The sequence below is a fragment of the Pseudomonas sp. FSL R10-0399 genome, from assembly GCF_009600165.1.
Taxonomy (GTDB): Bacteria; Pseudomonadota; Gammaproteobacteria; order Pseudomonadales; family Pseudomonadaceae; genus Aquipseudomonas; species Aquipseudomonas helleri.
This window is the reverse complement of record NZ_WIWK01000124.1, coordinates 1-17034: the sequence shown is the minus strand read 5'-3', so window position 1 is coordinate 17034 and position 17034 is coordinate 1. Positions and strand designations below refer to the sequence as shown.

15 protein-coding genes and 3 pseudogenes are annotated in these 17034 nt (G+C 50.5%); 15 read left to right on the top strand and 3 right to left on the bottom strand.

Features of this window, described 5'->3' with window-relative positions:
* The 3 genes and pseudogenes from GHO41_RS24920 to GHO41_RS24910 form a co-directional block, all read left to right on the top strand.
* A partial coding sequence (locus GHO41_RS24920) for a VIT1/CCC1 transporter family protein (RefSeq protein ID WP_153434917.1) occupies nucleotides 1-566 on the top strand: 566 nt, incomplete at its 5' end.
* 278 nt (nucleotides 567-844) lie between these two features.
* A complete protein-coding gene (locus GHO41_RS24915; protein ID WP_094949837.1) occupies nucleotides 845-1504 on the top strand; it encodes a carbonic anhydrase in 660 nt (219 codons plus the stop codon).
* A 214-nt stretch (nucleotides 1505-1718) separates the two neighbouring features.
* Nucleotides 1719-2339, top strand: a pseudogene (locus GHO41_RS24910) (tyrosine-type recombinase/integrase).
* 161 nt (nucleotides 2340-2500) lie between these two features.
* On the opposite strand, the pseudogene GHO41_RS29900 reads toward GHO41_RS24910, so the two are convergent.
* A pseudogene (locus GHO41_RS29900) lies at nucleotides 2501-2608 on the bottom strand (alpha/beta hydrolase); the annotation flags it as partial.
* Between the two features lie 19 nt (nucleotides 2609-2627).
* On the opposite strand from GHO41_RS29900, the gene GHO41_RS24905 reads away from it, so the two are divergent.
* On the top strand, nucleotides 2628-3170 hold the full coding sequence (locus tag GHO41_RS24905; protein ID WP_178126574.1) for a LysR substrate-binding domain-containing protein: 543 nt from the start codon (nucleotides 2628-2630) through the stop codon (nucleotides 3168-3170).
* Here GHO41_RS24905 and GHO41_RS24900 read toward each other — a convergent pair.
* Nucleotides 3143-4330: an MFS transporter gene (locus GHO41_RS24900; RefSeq protein ID WP_153434916.1), complete on the bottom strand. Its 1188-nt coding sequence runs from the start codon at nucleotides 4328-4330 to the stop codon at nucleotides 3143-3145. The genes GHO41_RS24905 and GHO41_RS24900 overlap by 28 nt on opposite strands.
* 88 nt (nucleotides 4331-4418) lie before the next feature.
* On the opposite strand from GHO41_RS24900, the gene GHO41_RS24895 reads away from it, so the two are divergent.
* The 7 genes and pseudogenes from GHO41_RS24895 to GHO41_RS24870 all read left to right on the top strand — a co-directional run bounded on the left by GHO41_RS24895 (nucleotide 4419) and on the right by GHO41_RS24870 (nucleotide 12491).
* The gene (locus GHO41_RS24895; RefSeq protein WP_103692956.1) at nucleotides 4419-5213 is read left to right on the top strand and encodes a helix-turn-helix domain-containing protein; all 795 of its coding nucleotides are present in this window, start codon (nucleotides 4419-4421) and stop codon (nucleotides 5211-5213) included.
* 55 nt (nucleotides 5214-5268) lie between these two features.
* Nucleotides 5269-5594: pseudogene (locus GHO41_RS30465) on the top strand (hypothetical protein).
* 103 nt (nucleotides 5595-5697) lie between these two features.
* Complete coding sequence (locus tag GHO41_RS24890; protein WP_153434915.1) at nucleotides 5698-6009, top strand: hypothetical protein; 312 nt, start codon at nucleotides 5698-5700, stop codon at nucleotides 6007-6009.
* 888 nt (nucleotides 6010-6897) lie between these two features.
* Entirely contained in the window at nucleotides 6898-10461 is a 3564-nt protein-coding gene (locus GHO41_RS24885) for a hypothetical protein (RefSeq protein ID WP_153434914.1), read from the top strand.
* A 2-nt stretch (nucleotides 10462-10463) separates the two neighbouring features.
* Nucleotides 10464-10928, top strand: coding sequence for a response regulator transcription factor (locus GHO41_RS24880; protein ID WP_153434913.1), 465 nt, complete (start codon nucleotides 10464-10466; stop codon nucleotides 10926-10928).
* Nucleotides 10925-12142 (top strand): response regulator, encoded by a 1218-nt coding sequence (locus GHO41_RS24875; protein WP_153434912.1) that lies wholly within the window; start codon nucleotides 10925-10927, stop codon nucleotides 12140-12142. Before GHO41_RS24880 ends, GHO41_RS24875 begins: the two co-directional genes overlap by 4 nt.
* A gap of 166 nt (nucleotides 12143-12308) precedes the next feature.
* A complete protein-coding gene (locus tag GHO41_RS24870) occupies nucleotides 12309-12491 on the top strand; it encodes a hypothetical protein (RefSeq protein ID WP_153434911.1) in 183 nt (60 codons plus the stop codon).
* Between the two features lie 110 nt (nucleotides 12492-12601).
* Here GHO41_RS24870 and GHO41_RS24865 read toward each other — a convergent pair whose 3' ends face one another.
* Nucleotides 12602-12979 (bottom strand): CopG family transcriptional regulator, encoded by a 378-nt coding sequence (locus tag GHO41_RS24865; RefSeq protein ID WP_153434910.1) that lies wholly within the window; start codon nucleotides 12977-12979, stop codon nucleotides 12602-12604.
* 373 nt (nucleotides 12980-13352) lie between these two features.
* Between GHO41_RS24865 and GHO41_RS30815 the strand changes: the two genes are divergently transcribed.
* From GHO41_RS30815 to GHO41_RS24850, 4 genes are all read left to right on the top strand, one after another.
* Nucleotides 13353-13586, top strand: coding sequence for a TraK family protein (locus GHO41_RS30815; RefSeq protein WP_178126573.1), 234 nt, complete (start codon nucleotides 13353-13355; stop codon nucleotides 13584-13586).
* Nucleotides 13583-14323, top strand: a complete 741-nt coding sequence (trbJ, locus tag GHO41_RS24860; protein ID WP_153434909.1) for a P-type conjugative transfer protein TrbJ — start codon at nucleotides 13583-13585, stop codon at nucleotides 14321-14323. Before GHO41_RS30815 ends, trbJ begins: the two co-directional genes overlap by 4 nt.
* Nucleotides 14324-14518: 195 nt before the next feature.
* A complete protein-coding gene (gene trbL / locus GHO41_RS24855; protein ID WP_153434908.1) occupies nucleotides 14519-16186 on the top strand; it encodes a P-type conjugative transfer protein TrbL in 1668 nt (555 codons plus the stop codon).
* Entirely contained in the window at nucleotides 16183-16497 is a 315-nt protein-coding gene (locus GHO41_RS24850) for a hypothetical protein (protein WP_153434907.1), read from the top strand. Before trbL ends, GHO41_RS24850 begins: the two co-directional genes overlap by 4 nt.
* The last annotated feature ends 537 nt before the right edge of the window (nucleotides 16498-17034 follow it).

Genomic DNA, 17034 nt, shown 5'->3' with positions numbered 1-17034 from the left:
GCCACGCCACGTTGCTGGTCACAGGCATGGCCGGGCTGATGGCCGGCGCCATGTCGATGGCCGCCGGCGAATACATCTCCGTGCACTCCCAGGCGGATACCGAGCGTGCCGATTTGTCCCGCGAACGGGCAGAGTTGGCCAGTGACCCGAAAGCCGAACACATCGAGCTCGCCAATATCTACATGCATCGTGGCGTATCACCCGAACTGGCGCATCAGGTGGCCGATCAATTGATGGCCCATGATGCGTTGGGTTCGCACGCCCGGGACGAACTGGGTATCAGCGCCACCCTTACCGCCAAACCCTTGCAGGCCGCCCTGGCCTCCGCCGCCAGCTTTGTGGTGGGTGCAGCCCTGCCCCTGGCGGTGACGTTTGTCGCGCCGGAGCACAGCGTGGTGCCCTGGATATCGGGCATGTCATTGGTGTTTCTCGCAACACTGGGCGCCATCGCCGCCAGGGCCGGCGGAGCCAAAGTCATCACCGGCGCCTGGCGGGTGACCTTCTGGGGGGCGCTGGCCATGGGGATTACGGCGCTGGTGGGGCACTTGTTTGGCGCCGTGGTCTAGCCCACGTCCGCTGCCAAAAACAAAGGGCGCCCGTTGAAGGGGCGCCCTTTGTACGCTGCTAACCTAAACCAGGCCAACGGAATCGCTCGCTGCTCACCCTTCAGGCCAGCGAAAGATAAATGGCGGCTACCAAGGTGCTTGGGACATCCGCCGCGCGGGCCTCGGCTCGGTGCCCACCGTTGATCGAGTACAGCCAATTGCGCGCAAGGTCTGCAATAATGACGGCCGCAGCGGCACGAGCTCGTGCCCTCATCCGGCATTCGGGTTTGGAGAAATACATGCGTGACATTATTGACGGCTTTCTGCGCTTTCAGCGCGATGTCTATCCGCAACGCGTCGAGCTTTTCAGGCAGCTCGCGACGACACAAAATCCGAAGGCGTTATTCGTCACCTGCTCGGACAGTCGTGTTGTGCCCGAACTCCTTACACAGCGCGAACCGGGCGAACTGTTCGTGATTCGTAACGCCGGCAACATTGTGCCGTCGTATGGTCCCGAGCCCGGCGGCGTCTCGGCCACCGTCGAATATGCGGTCGCAGTGCTCGGCGTACAGGACATCGTGATCTGCGGTCACTCAGACTGCGGAGCGATGGGTGCGATTTCACGCTGCACATGTCTGGACCATCTTCCGGCGGTCGCTAACTGGCTACGCCACTCGGACGCCGCGAAAGCGATTAACGCGGCGCATGAGTTCGACACGCCTCGCGCGAAGCTCGACGGCCTCGTGCGAGAAAACGTGATCGCGCAACTGGCGAATCTGCGTACCCACCCATCGGTGGCACTCGCGCTCGAGCAAGGGCGAATGAATCTACACGGCTGGGTTTACGACATTGAGGCTGGTTGCATTGATGCGCTTGACGGCGCGACACGACAATTCGTTTCACTTGCTGATTCGCCGACCACCGTGGCGATCGCTGCGCGCAACGGCAGACAGATGTAATGGCGACAGGCAAGTGAGGGTGCTCGCATTACTCCAGAACATTTTCGTCCCAGCTAAGGTCTGCGAAGTTGCATTGTCTCTATCGGACAAGTTTCGGAGAAGATCATCCGTTCGAATGCCTGTCCGACGGGACTGACGAGCGACCCGAACTGGCCGGTTAGCGACCGTCGCTCTGATTAGCCATCCTTGTCTTTCCACACGTGGAGGACTTGTCATGAACATCATCGCTACCTGCGGCCGTCAGCCCTAGAACAAAGGAAAACTAGTCGGGCAGAAAGCCCCACTCCGACTGAGAGATATCTGGGCCATCCGAGTAAGGCTTCAAATTGCGGAAAGAACCCGGGATCTGACTCTCTTCAATCTGGCCATCGACAGTAAGCTTCGAGCCTGCGACTTAACCAAGCTCCGCGTGCGCGATGTCGCCCAAGGCGAGCACGTATCATCACGAGCCATAGTGATGCAGCAGAAAACGCAGCGACCAGTGCAGTTTGAGATCACTGAGCAAACACGGTCAGCTCTCGTGGCCTGGATACATCAGGCACAACTACGCAGCGAGGACTGCCTTTTTCCTAGTCGGCTACATACCTCAGACCATCTATCCACTCGTCAATACGCTCGTATCGTCAAAGGCTGGGTGAAAGCCGTAGGCCTTGATCCAGCCATGTATGAGACTCACACAATGAGACGTACGAAGGCATCATTAATCTATCGCAGAACGAAGAACCTACGGGCGGTTCAATTGCTGCTCGGCCATACGAAGCTGGAGAGCACTGTTCGATATCTGGGGATTGAGGCCGACGACGCTCTGGAGATGGCGGAACAGACTGAGGTTTGATCATGCATAGCGACGGTCGAAGTCAGGCCGTCGCTAACCGGCTAAAACCGGTCGCTAAACACTGCCTACAGGAACGTGGGCGTGAAAATAGGGACAGATCTATTTTCTTCGAAAACAAATCGGTCCCCTTATCTTGTGCAGCCGCCGTCACGACACATTGCTCAACCGCGAATAAACGCCAACAAATCAGCATTGATCTGATCCGCGTTGGTCGTCGGCATTCCGTGAGGAAAACCCGGGTACGTCTTGAGCGTGGAATGCTTCAAGAGTTACCCGGATATCTACCTGATGATAGGCGTCAACGATCGGCAGGTTGATCTGGTGCAAGAGGGTGTCGATTGCGTCATTCGTACAGGCGAGCTCGATGACTCAACGCTCGTTGCGCGCCCACTCGGACGGTTTCGCTGGGTGACCTGTGCGTCTGCCGCCTATCTCGAAGAGAACGGTACTCCGCAAACCCCGCAAGATTTGTCTCACCACCGGGCCATCCATTACTTCTCGGGCCGCGCAAGGCAAGCAGGTGAAATGCGCTTTGCCCGTGGCACCGAAAAAATCTCAGTCCCGGTGAACGGCACAGCGGCCGTCAACGAGACTGGGCTCTACATCAAAATGTGCCTTGAAGGTTTTGGGTTGGCGCAGCTCGCCGAGAACGTGGTCAGCGAGCATCTGCGAGAAGGACGGCTGGTCGAAGTGCTTGCTGACTGGCAGCCCGCATCGGTTCCTGTGCACCTGCTATACCCGCATCAGCGCTTTCTTTCGCCAGCCGTGAGTGCATTCGCTGACTGGATTGCCGGGCTTGTTCACTACGATGATTCAGCAGGTTCAAGTTGAACGTTGCGCCCGGCCAGCATGCCGGTGAATGCGCCGGCTACGGAGATTGCGGCTGTGATCAGCAGCGGTGCTGTCCAGCCACCGGTCCAGTCGTGCAGTTGGCCCAGCAGCAAGGGGCCTGCGGCTGCCATCAGATAGCCGACGCACTGCGCCATTCCTGAAAGTGCCGCCGTGTCACCGGCATTTTTTGTGCGCAAGCCGATGAAGGTCAGGCCGAGCATCATGCTGGCACCAGAGCCGAAGCCCAGGAGCGCGGCCCACAACATGGCGTAGTCTGGCGCGTAAATGAGCCCGATCAGGGATGAGGCGGTTAACAGGCTGACGGCAGCGGCTGCGAGTTTCTGGTCTTTGAGACGGCGAAGCGTAGCCGCCAGAATCAAGCCGGGAATGGCCGTGGTCAGTTGAAGCGTGCCGTGTACCGTGCCTGCTTGCTCCGGGGATATGCCATGGTCCATCAGGATGGTCGGTAGCCAGCCGACGGCGACATAAAAAGGCATCGCGTTCAGCCCCATGAACAGTGTGACCTGCCATGCCAGCGGCGAACGCCAGACGGCCACGGTTGGCGCTTGTTTCGGACCGGACAGATTTACGTGTTCGTGTTTTTTCAACTGCGGCAGCCACACCACCAGCGCCAACAATGGGGCTGCGACCAACAAACTCAGGGCAATCGGCCATCCCCATGATTGGGTCAGCGGAACTATTACGGCTGAACCGACAGCGCCCGCTGCGCCCATCGTGATGGAATAAGCGCCGGTCATGGACGCCATTTTTGTCGAGAAGTCGCGTTTGATCAGGCCGGGCAGCAGCACGTTGCCCAGGGCGATCCCAGTGCCTATCAATATCGTACCGGCGTACAACGCCCACGCGCTGCCTGCGGAGCGGAGCAGGATGCCCGTTGAAATAACCAACAGTGCACCGAAAAGCGTGCGCTCGATGCCGAACCTGCGGGCGACCGATGCGCTGAGCGGGGAGAAGGCGGCAAAGGCAAGTAATGGCAGTGAAGTAAGCAGGCCTAGAGCTGAGGCGCTCAAGCCAAAAGCATTCTGGATCAACGGCAAAACGGGCGCGATGCTGGTAAAGGGAACGCGCAGGTTCACGGCGATAAGCAGAATGCCTGCGACGAGCGCGATGGCATGCCACTTGTTTTTTGTATCTGACATATTCTTTATCTGTCCTCTTAAAAGAAGACAACTGTAGAGAACTTCAGAACTGTCTAATATAGATATCAAGACACCTGACACCTAAATTATGCCAAGCTCAAAAAATGTCGTTTCCTCGCCGGAAGATTTCGATTCAGACCTTTTCGCCCAGGCAGCGATTGCCCTCAAGGTTGCGCCTGACCTCAATGATTCGGGTGCCCGCCCGCATGATCATCGCAAAGGCCAGCTGATCCTGTCTTTACATGGCGCAGTGAGCTGTGAGGTGCAAAATGCACTATGGCTTGTCCCTCCCCAGCACGCCGTATGGATCCCGGGCGGCACGCCGCACAGTTGCCGAGTGACCGAAAACGCCCGGACCTGCTTTCTGTTCGTTGAGCCCGGTGCGGCAGCCATGCCTGAAGAATGCTGCACGGTTGCCATTACGCCCCTTGTTCGGGAGATGATCCTGCATCTCGCTGAACAGGAACCTGCTTACCATTCCGAGGGCAAGACAGCGCGGCTGGTTGCAGTGCTGCTTGAGCAGCTTTCCGATGCTCCGCTGAAAGAGCTGCATTTGCCGATATCAGACCACCCCAAGATCAAACAAATCGCGGACACGCTCTTCTCAGATCCAGGCGACCGAACCACGTTGCGCGAGTGGGCCACTCGTCTTGCAACCAGTGAACGAACGCTGGCCAGGCTTGTAGAAAGCACGACCGGGCTGAGCTTCGGACGCTGGCGCCAACAGTTGCATTTGATGATCGCACTGAGCCATTTGGCGGAGGGGGTATCCGTGCAGCGTGTGGCGGGCATTCTGGGATATGACTCTGTTAATGCCTTCATCACGATGTTCAAGAAAGCCCTGGGTAAACCGCCTACACAGTATTTTTCCTCGCTACGTTAGCGCTCTGCAGCGCTAATATGGGGTCAACAGGGCACAGTCCGGGGCGCTCAGGGACATGAAGAATGTGATGTTGCTGACTCGAAATCAGTTGTTGGGCCTGAGCCTTCTGGCAGTAGTTGAGGGCTATACCCCTTTTTAACCGCCACCCGGGGACTACACACTGTGGTACAAAAACAGGGTAACCCAATCGGGCGTCGACAACGCCATGCGTGCTTGCGGGTATACCAATCTTGATGGCGCGGGAGACACCTCGCCGCGAATGATGTTGTGCTGACGCGGTTCTACTGTATGAAGGACGCAGGGTTCAAGCGCAGTGATAATTTCGACCTGTGCAAGCTAGGCCGCATTGGCGAATCGTCGGTGTGCGAAGGACGCCGGTAATGATTGTTCGCACACTCCGCGTGGGAATGCGCAGGCCTGTCTAGAAAGAGTCAGACGACGGCGTATCACATGCTTTCCGAGTCATACCATCACGGAAGACGCCATGTTTACCAGGAATCTGCTGTTGAGTTTTTGCGCGCTGTTACTGATCAGCTGCACAGGTAGGGGCTTTCAACCGCCGCCGCCGGAATTTACCAATTGGAAAAAAAGCGGGGTCTCGCAAGAGGGTGTCAAGAGCGCTATGACCGCATGCGGCTATACCAACCTTACAGGGACGGGGGACACGACGCCTATTGACGAGGTACTCACGCAGTTTTATTGCATGAAAGACTCCGGTTTCAAGCGTACAGATAACATTGACCTGTGCAAGGAAGGCCGTATCGGCGAATCGCCGGTGTGCGAAGGCCGCCGGTAACCCATCAGCAAAAGAAAGCAAGGAATGAAAGATATTCGCAACGGACTGTACGGCACTACACCTGTGTTGGCGGCATCAGCGCTGGGTGGTTGCACCACCTAGACAGCTATCAACGGCGAGCCTGGGGTCAACATGGGGACGGCACTAAAAAGGTGCTCGCCGTGGTCAGCCACAACAATATCGTGACCAAACAGATCGATGGCCAAGGCTTGCGGGCGGAGAGTTACTCGAAGTGGAGACTGACAAACAGTTACTGCTGACATGTGCTCGGCTAAGCGTTCTCGATACCATGTCGGCATTCCTTATCCGGGACATGGTATCGATCTAGCTCTCTCAAATACGTACGATGTGCGCCATTAAAAACGCCATTGATGACGTATCAAACATAACTATTCAATTTTATTTTTTAAATAAAATCAAATATTTATGATTCAGCCCTACTCCCACTCTATTATCAATAGATGAAAAAATTCACGTATTTCTGGGCGCGCTAACTAATAACCAATTATAGATACCATGAGCGATACCATTAATCTCTAAGAAGTCTCGATTACTGACATTACGTTAGGTTTTGTTCGGCCCCTTTTGTGAAAGCCTCAGCAACCCTAATACGCATCAGGAGATTGCCCATACCGGACAAAACGGAATTGTGCACAGCGGTGATAGCTATACGCCACGACTCAGTGCCAGCCAGTGCCAGTGGATGCTAAGCTTCGACGCTTCAGGTAGGAATACCGCGAAAATCGTAGATCGGATGAGCAGAATCGTGTTGCCGAATGAATTAGAGCTACTGAAGCCCTTCTCATACAGCAACGCAGGCTATGGGCATCGCGTCCTTGCTTTGATCCAGGATGACTACGTTTTGTGAGACACACGGTATTGTAAGAGATGGCTAAAAACGAAAATCACTCAAGGATAAGAGCTGTAATGGGCGCATCTGGAACTTCAAAAAATGTGAGTATTAAATCGGAACAAATGGCTGCCAATAGATTGGTCGGTCAGTTTCTGACTATGGTCAAGTCATATAAAAGATCCGACATACCAATTTTCCAGCTGAAAAAGAAAGCAAAAGCAAACCATATATTTCACACTTTTTTAAAGATCCCCAATATTCACGACCATCTCGCGAGGGCATACGGAGACCCCTTTCCAAAAAACATAAACAGTTTGCATAGCACTACCGTTGTTGGCTTCGCTTTATCAAAATTGAAAGAGTTAGTCTGGGCTATCTCAAGATGCAATCAGTATGGAAAAGAACTCAAACGCTACGTTCAATTGAGACAAGGCTTTGAGAAAGCAATCTTGTCTAACGACAGAGACGACAGCTGGGCACACCTGGCAAAAATTGAGGAGGAGTTCGGTTACTCCACATGGCTAATCCAATCTAAGCTAAGCATTGCTCAGCACTGGGATGGCTTCGAAGGAACGAGAAAGATAGAGAACGAATACACAAGCATCATTGAAAGTAACGCATTACTGACCACCATTTTGTGGTTTTCCAAAAAGCGAATTGAAGCTGCTACATTAAAATTAAATTTGGAAGAAGAACTTGAGGAATATATCTCAGGTTTAGATGATAAATTAAAGACGTATTTACAGTGTAAAATTTTAGGACAGACTGACATGCTGTCAGAAGCAATGCCTGAAATGTTGCTGATGGAGGGCCATAGTAGCCTTATCGACTTATATGAAGCCCTTGTATCTGGCTTGCATACAGCTGTACTTACTGATGGCCTAACAGGTCGCATACCGAAAGAAATTTCAAAACCAGTTTCGGTATTATTCTCTAAAACGGACGATCCAAATTTAGTAGGTATACTTAGAGGTTTAGGTATAGTACCGAATAGCTATACATTAATATGCCCAATACGAGCCAATGCAGTCGAGTTATACCTCCAAGATAAACATGATGAATTTCTAGAAGCAGTTGACACCCCATTAAAAAACAATCCGTTTGATGTATATCTTTTCACACTAAAAGTAAAATCATTAATTGCACTTAATATACCGCACGAAGAAGAAAAAGGCATTCTTAGCCATGTAGCTAAGCACCTGAGAGATGTTTTGCTCCTGAATGATGAGGCTTATATTTCAGGGCACACACTACTCTCTTTAACTGGCCGTTTCTATTGTCAATCATGGATGAACTATTTCAGATCCTTAGTAATGCACACCCTTAAGGAGGAAGATGTTGAATATCCTTCATACTGGATGAGGGATATGCTGATGAGGGATCACCCCCTGAGTCCATATCTAGCATTAAATTCCATTGGCGAAGCTAAGACCCAAGCCTTAAGCTCGAACAATTTGAAGAAGCAATATCCGGCGACATTAACGCTTCTCAATGTGTTGATTAACGGCACAACTGACGACATCATTAACCTACCAAAAATTCGGGTTAAAAAAAATCTGGCCAGACATTATCTTCGCACAAAACAGCCAATCCTAGCCCAAGAAATTTATTACTGGTTATATCGGAATGTCTCCTCGGCAAATGTAAGTCGTTTTGGCGGTGGGATGGCAGTGTGCTACCTACTCCAAAAAAACATCCCCAAGGCTGCAATGGCTGTTGTGGAAAGTATGTTAGCGAACCCAAGAATCCCTTCAGTTGTCCCAATAAAAGAAGTCGCAGACACACTACCTAGCGCTGATGAATGGCCGAATTGCGTTAGTTACCCTCTATTACTTGGCTTCTTTTTAGAATTTTTCGATGGCAGCAAGCTTTCAGAACTACGATACGCTTTTGAGAAATTCCAACTGGAAAATGACGTAGAAAATCCGGACGATCTGCTAAAACTTTTTGACGGGTCACAAAAAGGACTTCTTGTTGCGTATTTACAAAAAATATGGCACCCGGAGATCATGCGAAAGACGTTGATATACGATGGTACGAGAGCAATTGAGGAAGCTCGAATTAAAGTATGCCAAAAACTATCTGAAATTGATTCCGCGAATGAAAAAATTTACATGGAGGAAATCAAAGATAGAGTGAAGCAGCTTGCCATTGCAAAAGGTATGACTATGGTACAGCAAAGCAAGGTGTACGTAGACGTCGATGCAATTAGAAAAGCGCTTCGTAGTAAGCTTGGTAACTCGTATGCTATGTACAAGGCCGCAACATACGCTCCCCAGAATCAAGTCGAACAGATGAAAGAGGATTTTCCACAAGTATACTTTGAGGCCGACTCAGAAGCGGCTTCGATAGCAAGGCTGATAGCGGACATTGCTATGATAAGCCGAGAGTCCACAAGCGAAGCGGATGTACAGTTTGACGCCCTTTATTCGGAAGTCACTAATGAGTTTCTAAGAGGAGGCCATGGATTAAATGCATACCTTAGCACTAGGGTTAGGCACGGAACGCTTAGCAACACACTTCGTAAGCCGGTAGAGGACGAAAAACTCGTCACTAGCAAAGAGAAAGATCGGGAAACCTATACACCTAATAGTCATTGGATGGAAGCTTTCTCGGAATGTTCTTCTCCTGAACATCTGAATATCCTTCGCGACTCTCTAAATGGCTTCTCTCGAGACTTCGACGCAATACTCGACATTCTTCGCGACAAACTTCTGCAAATTCGGATTGTGAATGAAACGGTCACTGGCGACAAATCGAACTTTGGTCTTTTCATATACAATTCTTCAAGACTCGAAAGAAAGCTCGCACAACTTGAAGATCAAGAAATAGAAAGTATTGATAAATTCATCGACAAATGTGTTGATCGACTGTGGGAAAAAACAGACCAAAATTTGGAACTGGTACAACGGGTATTTAGCACGAAAGTTAAAGATTTCTTCCATGATGTTTTTGACACCCTAAATCAACGAATTGAACCCCTAGCAGGAAATGCGGCATACGGCGAATTGGTCAACGCCATAATGCGGGCACGCACGAATACTAGGATTCGACTAGACGTAGTTACATCGTGGTTCAAAAGAAGCGAGGTCTATGACCGGCAAGATTACTCGGTTGACTTCCCTTTCCATATTGCCGTTAACATGATCAGAAATACTATCTCGATCGCGTCAAATTGGGAGGGAGCTACACTATCAACAAACCCGGACTCAAAAGCGATGCCAGGGCGGACATTGGACGCGATGGTTTATGTTTTCTACGGGCTTATTGAAAATGCGATTAAACATTCAAAGGTTGATATCAACGACCTTAAAGTACACGCCGAACTAAATTATTTTGACGGCCGTTACTCCATGGCGTTCAATAACAATGTTGACTCAGAAAAGATATCAGAAGAAGATTTAAAAAAGGTAACTCAGATCCGAGAATCCATCAAATTAAAAGAGTCTAGCAGGCGCGCTCAAGGTGAGGGAGAGAGTGGCTTACATAAAATATGGCTTACCGCAAACGGCCCAGTCCATAAAGATGCAACGCTCGAATTCCATCATACTGACTCTGCCTTCAAAGTTAGTCTAGGTTTTGTTATTGAAAGGGGTTGAAATTGAATATTTTAATCATTGAAGATGACGATGAAAAGCTGATGAAGATTACATATTTTGTTGAGACGACATTTATAGACTCGAAGGTAAGCTCAGCAAGATCTTATGCATCAGGACTAAGGAAAATTATCAGCCTTAAAGGCACCACGGATATTATTTTAATGGATATGAGCATGCCAAGCTTTGATATAGCTGAGCACGAGCCAGGAGGCGGAACACCGGAGCATTTCGCCGGAAGGGATTTATTGGCTCAAATGAAACTGCGAAAAATTTATGTACCAACGGTAATAGTCACCATGTTTGATTCATTCGGTGAAAAAGGAAGTGAAAAGTCTCTAAACCAATTAAAGAATGAACTCAAATGCGAATATGCGCCGCCGTTTGTTGGCCTCGTCTATTACGACTCTCGCCAAGAAGGATGGCAGGCTGAACTAAAACTAATCATTCAGGAGTCTCGTCTATCATGATCAAAATATTAGTTGTAGACGATGAAATAACAAAGCTGCAGGAAGTCGCTGCGATTTGTGAGGATACCGCCCCTGGGATCTCCATTACGCATGTGGCCACTGCAGTAGCGGCACGCAAAGCTATGCGCTTAGATAAATTTGACGTTTTGATAATCGATCTCAATCTTCCTGACGGACTTCGAGATAAACCTCAGATTGAAGGCGGCCTAGATTTACTTGACCTGCTGCTTACCGACGTAATCTGCCGTCTTCCAGCTGATATTATGTTTATTACAGCCCGTGAAGATAACGTCGAAGCAGCCCGCACGAAGGCCGCCGAAAGGGGCGCAGTTTTGTGGCAGTTTGGCCATGGAGACGAATGGAAATCTTATTTGAGAGGCCGTCTCAAATACTTGATGACTCGCTTAGGCAGAACTCTAGACGGTTATCCTGTAGATATCGCATTCGTGACAGCTCTTCAATCACCGGAACTTGACGCTATTTTAGCCCTAGATTATAGCTGGAAGACTAAAATCTTTTCGGGTGACCCATCAACTTATCACTTCGGCAGTTTTGAAAAATCAGGAGATACGGTTCGAGTTGTGGCAGTTAGCGCTCCACGCAAAGGAATGCCGTCCGCGGCCTCTCTTTCAGCAAAAATTGTGGCTTTATTCAAACCTAAGATACTTATCATGACAGGCATCTGCGCAGGTATAGCCTCTCGCACGAACTTCGGAGATATCATCGTCGCAGACCCTGCATGGGACTATGGCAGTGGCAAAAGAGCATTAGACTCCAACCGCTCTCCCGTATTTCAAGCTGCCGCTTATCAAATGTCGCTAGATCCTAACATACGGCAAGTTGTCAATGAACTTGCGAGAGATCCGGCAACTATGCAGTCTATTAGATCTGGATGGCAAGGTAATTTTCCTCAAGGAGTGCTCAATGTGAAGCTCGCGCCAATGGCATCGGGTGCGAGTGTAATTGCAGATGACTCAGAAGCTAGAAGCGTTACTTTACAACACCGAGAGCTAGCAGCTATCGAAATGGAAGGATACGCAGTAATGGCTGCAGTCGAGTCCGCCGCTAACCCGAAACCGCTAGCAATAGTCATTAAGTCTGTATGTGATTACGCTGATTCAGAGAAAAATGACGACTGGCAAGCTTATGCTGCATATACAAGCGCAGCTTTTGCTAACATACTGCTTAAATCCCCATCCTTAGAGTTACAGTAGCTCGGACATTGGTGTGGACTTGCTTCGGCAAGTCCACACGCAGCGATAGGATGATTATGGCAATCAACACGTAGACTTTTTTATTAAATGATTAGTTAGCTCATCACGCATTAGCTAGGAAAAATGGACAACCCTATAGGGCATCACCTCTAATACAGGATTTAATATGATTAAAGATCGTAATCATGACGATGCAATGGCAGAGCTCTACAGCAGGGATCCTATGCTGGCAGCAGCCCTATTAAATGCTATTGAAGCAGATGGCAATAAAGCTGAGTTCACTATCATTAAACGCCAAATAGCAAAGGCCGCTAAACTGCCTCACAAATATGATCGTAAAAAGCGATAACGATCAGTACATCTATAATAGAAAAAACGGACATCTACCCACGAAGGACCTCATTCCGCCATCTCTAAAAAACCAAATGGAATGTGCATTACAGCCAAGCATGGACACTCTCATTTGTTTCCGTAAACGATTTCGCTCATTTTCGCTCTTACTTTCGCTTGCAACTTTCTGAATTCGATCATTACTTCTTCAACATCTTCGGGTCTTGCGCCTTGGCCACGCCTCTCTGATAGCCATAATTTGAGTAGACCTGCAGCTCTGCCGAGGTCGCCATTAACCTTAGCCAAGTCTGCTACTGCCAATAAATCTACTCGTGACTTGATTGGCGTATTTAATCCTGTAGCCAGTAAAAAGCTAGACATAGAAAGCCCAGTCTGGGCGGCTCGCCGAGCGATAGTTGCCTTCTCTACATCAGACACCCAAACCTTGATTGGTGGAACTGCTCTACGCGGTCGGGCTTGGGGCTCTTGGTCTTTGAGGTCTTTCATTCCAGTTATCACCTTTGTTTTTTGATCTTTGGTCGCGGTAACGACTGTATGCCTCACGGAGTGAGATTTCTTCGAGCCGCAGGCGAGTAAAGCAAGGTGGTGGGGCCTGCGCTACGAAGTAGCGTAGGCCTACAACACACATCTTGCCATACTGTTGTAAGCGATTTAATGCGATTTAAAACTAACAACTCATCAATCGCTTTGAATTTCGCTAAATCGCATACAGTCGCATTGAATTATCTAGAGTTGCCTTAAACTTCCTTGAGCCGCATACAATCGCGCTAAATTTCATTAATTTTAGCTGCGCAGTTATTGTATGTTTCCCTAGGCTTTTATCCGTGCTAAAACGAATAGGAACAAACGGAGGAAGTCGATGCAAAGTAATAGTCTAAAGCCTATCAAAAGAAGAGCTGGCCGTGCTGAGTTCTTCTCGATCAGGAAGGAGTTAGAAACGAAAATACTGCTCGGCCACCCCCTTACTCGGCTCTACACCGAATACGCTGATCGATTTAGCTTTGGATATGTGCAATTCACACGTTACGTCGCTCGCTATTGCAAGCAATCGCGTTCATTTATCATGACAGGCTCGCATTGGAGAGAAAAATGATAAATGGATGGAGATTATTAATAACAGTTTTTCCTTTGCTTTTTACATGGCAGAACGCCTTTGCTATCTACTGCACAAACTGCTCTACATTCTATCAACAGATGTTCGAGTATGCAGAAGCAGTCAATACGGCGTTGAACACTGCAGAGCAGCTTTCGACACAAGTTCAGCAATACAACAATATGGTCACGCAGGGGACTCCGTTGCCAAACAGCATGTTTGGCCGGATCACCCAAGACATGCAGCGTGTAACAAGCATCTACAACAGGGCGCAGTCATTAGGCCGCAATGTGGCGAATCTCGATTCGCAATTCAATACGCAGTTTCCCGGGTATGAGGCGTATTTGCAGAAATTTTTCCAGTCGAGCAGTAAGGCGACTGACGTAATGCCGGATCGCTACGAAAAATGGTCGGCGCAAGGCTTTGATAACGCAAAAAGAGCTATGCAGGCAGCAGGCATGAATACCAGCACATTTGAGACGGAAGATGCACACTTGGAACAACTGGTGAACCGTTCGCAGTCATCATCGGGTCGGATGCAGGCCATCCAAGCTGGGAACGAGATTGCCGCTTCAAACGTGCAGCAGCTTCAGAAACTGCGCGACTTGGTGGCGACTCAAATTACCCTGCAGGGCAATTACATAGCCCAAGGAACCGCGCGTCAGTCGGTCGGCGACGCCGCCTCCGAGCAATTCAACAAGCGCCCAAATACTCGCGGCGGCGCGAAGGGGTACTGACTATGAGGTTCTCTAAATGGCTTCTTATTGTGCTGTGTGTAGCATCTGGACTTGGAGGGGCAGTTCTGGTCGGCATCATATGTTCCATCTCTAACGACCGTATAGTGGTTACCGAAAAGATCAACCAGTCTGATGCCGCCGACAAACAATTCAATGAGCGCCCGAACACTCGCGGTGGCGCCAAGGGGTACTGACATGCGCGTACCTATGATTGCTGGCTGCAGCGGACTATTTCTAATGCTGCTTGCAGGGAGTGCAGCTGCAGGAGTCGATCTAGCCCAAAGCGACACCTCAATGCAGGGCTTGCTGGACATGATTCTTGAGGCTTCTAACGAATGGGCCCCTCGCCTTCATGGCTATGCGGTGAACCTATTTTGGAGTCTGGCACTCATCCAGTTTGTGTGGACATTCTTCCCGATGGTATTCAAACAAGTCGACTTCGGCGAGCTAGTTGGCGAGCTAATCCGCTTCATCATGGTCATCGGTTTTTTCCTGATCCTGCTCGATCACTCAACGGAGTGGGCAAGCGCGGTTGTGAACAGTTTCCGACAAGCTGGGGCACATGCAGCAGGCTTGCCAAGCCCTGTGCTAATGCCAGGAGATATGTTTGCGACGGCGGTCGAGTTTTCTCGTGCCATACTGACCGGAATGAGCGTTTTCAACCCTTCGCAGAGTATCGTCGTTGCTTTGGCTGCCATCCTCGTTCTGATGGCTTTTGCTTTCATCGCGGCATTCATTTTCGTGACATTGGTCGAGGCTTATGTCGTTATCAACGCCTCTGTTCTATTCATGGCTTTCGGCGCATCGAAGTGGACACGGGAATACACGATGGCTGTTATTCGCTACGCAGTTTCCGTGGGTGCCAAGCTATTTATGGTGACGTTGATAGTCGGCTTGATTCTGACTGTCGCGAAGAAGTGGCAGGTTGCTTATACCAATGACGAAGCCTCTCTGATGACCTTGGTGGGGTTATCGCTGGTATGCGCCTACCTGACCAAGACCATTCCCGAACTGATCGCGGGCATGATTAGCGGCGTTTCTTCGGGTGGCGGCGGTGCGATTGGCGGCATGGCCGCGGCTGGTGTAGCTGGTGCAGCAGCCGCGGCGGCTACCATTGCCACGGCAGGCGCAGCAGCTCCGGCAGCGGCCAGGGCAATCGGTGCGAGTGGTAGTGGCACAGGTGTAGCGACCGCGCCCGGGGGTATTGGCACCGGAGGTATGGCAAGCGCAATCAACTCCAGCTTTGCCGGTGGTGGTGACACAGCCAGCACTGGCGCTAGTAGCTCGGGCCTCGGGTCCAGCACTGGCGGTAGTTCTGCCGCTAAATCAGCTGGAGCTAAAGTCGGCGGTAGCGCCTCTAGTGGCCCTAGCGGCGGCAGCCCACTGCCGCAGCCAAGCCAAGGCGTGCAGCAGGCAGCCAAAAAGGCGGCGAAAGCTGCGCTAGGTAACGGCGACGATTCCAAGGCCAAAGCCGCTGCGCAGCCGCAGACGAATTTACAAGAGGATCAGGGCGGGAGTAGTTTGCAATCGACCTTGCAAGCCTCTCAGCAGTACGCAGGAGTTGCGCAAGACAATGGTGGAGGGTTGTCTGCCCATAACGTGGCATCAGCCGCAACCCGAGCAGTTGGACTCATGGCCGCTATGTCTGTGCCCGGTATGGAGGGGACCGCAGGAATTTCGCTGGGCGCCGGTACTCCACAAGCTGTTCCTAGCTCAGGTGGTGACAACGTGGACAACGGAGAAGGAAGGGAGCCTGCAAACGTAATACGTGGAGCTGACTTGGCCACAGCTGCAGAAACTGAAAGCGGCACCAAAGAAGCGGCTCCGTCGCCTAAGACTCAATCACCGGGTGAACAATCATGATTGCAGACATTCTGTTTGGCTTTTTCATGCTGGGTAGCTTCTTCGTTCTTGGTGTAGGTTTCTGGGCGCTTGGACGACTTCTGCGAGCCAAAGGGCATGGCCCTTTACTAGATACGCTTGACGGACGTTACATCCGCCTACACGCGGGGGTGCAGCTGGGGATGGTACCGGTGGGGATAAAGACATTTTCCGACTTGGGCGATCTTCATCTGTTGCCATTCTTTGGTTCCAGACGTCAACGCAAGCACCTCGACGAAATCCGGCTGGACCTGCTTGCTGAACAGCAGAGGCTCAACGAATCCAAGCATTGATGACATGCCCCGCTTTGCGGGGCTTTTTATTCCCGTCTATTACACCCCCCCAAGACTCTCTAGACTATGTTGTGCGAAGCCCGAGCCAGAAAGTGCGCCCTTGCATTGCCAATGAAATCACTGAATAGATCGAGAGCTCGTCCAGTGTGTTACGTAATAGTCGGTGCTGGCTGCTTGGCTGCCAAATTACCTGAAATCGCTCACATGCTCCCTTTTTGGTGTCCGTCGTTGCTCTCTACGATCTGTCTGGTGGCAGACCTGCCGGAATCTGGTTCGATGATATGGATGTGCGCTAAGACGGCCGCAGTCGATCTCAAGCAACAGTTTGTGAGCGTAGGGAACGCTTTTTCATATCAGAGAGGACAGGTGCTTAGAGGACGGACACTGCCAAAGCAAAATAGGCTTTAAGAGATTTAATAGATTTAAATAAAGATTTAGGAAGAAAAACGGTTTTATTACCCCCTGAATTCATAGAATAAGCGCAACGCTTGAAACGAGAGGCAGAGAGCCAGCCACCGGTAGAATCCAGGCTCTCAC

Bases quoted from the DNA above. Each gene is read 5' to 3' on its own strand.
- GHO41_RS24870 (WP_153434911.1), top strand. From the start codon at position 12,309: ATGATTAAAGATCGTAATCATGACGATGCAATGGCAGAGCTCTACAGC.
- GHO41_RS24895 (WP_103692956.1), top strand. From the start codon at position 4,419: ATGCCAAGCTCAAAAAATGTCGTTTCCTCGCCGGAAGATTTCGATTCA.
- trbL (WP_153434908.1), top strand. From the start codon at position 14,519: ATGCGCGTACCTATGATTGCTGGCTGCAGCGGACTATTTCTAATGCTG.
- trbJ (WP_153434909.1), top strand. From the start codon at position 13,583: ATGATAAATGGATGGAGATTATTAATAACAGTTTTTCCTTTGCTTTTT.
- GHO41_RS24875 (WP_153434912.1), top strand. From the start codon at position 10,925: ATGATCAAAATATTAGTTGTAGACGATGAAATAACAAAGCTGCAGGAA.
- GHO41_RS24915 (WP_094949837.1), top strand. From the start codon at position 845: ATGCGTGACATTATTGACGGCTTTCTGCGCTTTCAGCGCGATGTCTAT.
- GHO41_RS24890 (WP_153434915.1), top strand. From the start codon at position 5,698: ATGTTTACCAGGAATCTGCTGTTGAGTTTTTGCGCGCTGTTACTGATC.
- GHO41_RS30815 (WP_178126573.1), top strand. From the start codon at position 13,353: ATGCAAAGTAATAGTCTAAAGCCTATCAAAAGAAGAGCTGGCCGTGCT.
- GHO41_RS24865 (WP_153434910.1), bottom strand. From the start codon at position 12,979: ATGAAAGACCTCAAAGACCAAGAGCCCCAAGCCCGACCGCGTAGAGCA.
- GHO41_RS24900 (WP_153434916.1), bottom strand. From the start codon at position 4,330: ATGTCAGATACAAAAAACAAGTGGCATGCCATCGCGCTCGTCGCAGGC.
- GHO41_RS24885 (WP_153434914.1), top strand. From the start codon at position 6,898: ATGGCTAAAAACGAAAATCACTCAAGGATAAGAGCTGTAATGGGCGCA.
- GHO41_RS24850 (WP_153434907.1), top strand. From the start codon at position 16,183: ATGATTGCAGACATTCTGTTTGGCTTTTTCATGCTGGGTAGCTTCTTC.
- GHO41_RS24905 (WP_178126574.1), top strand. From the start codon at position 2,628: ATGATAGGCGTCAACGATCGGCAGGTTGATCTGGTGCAAGAGGGTGTC.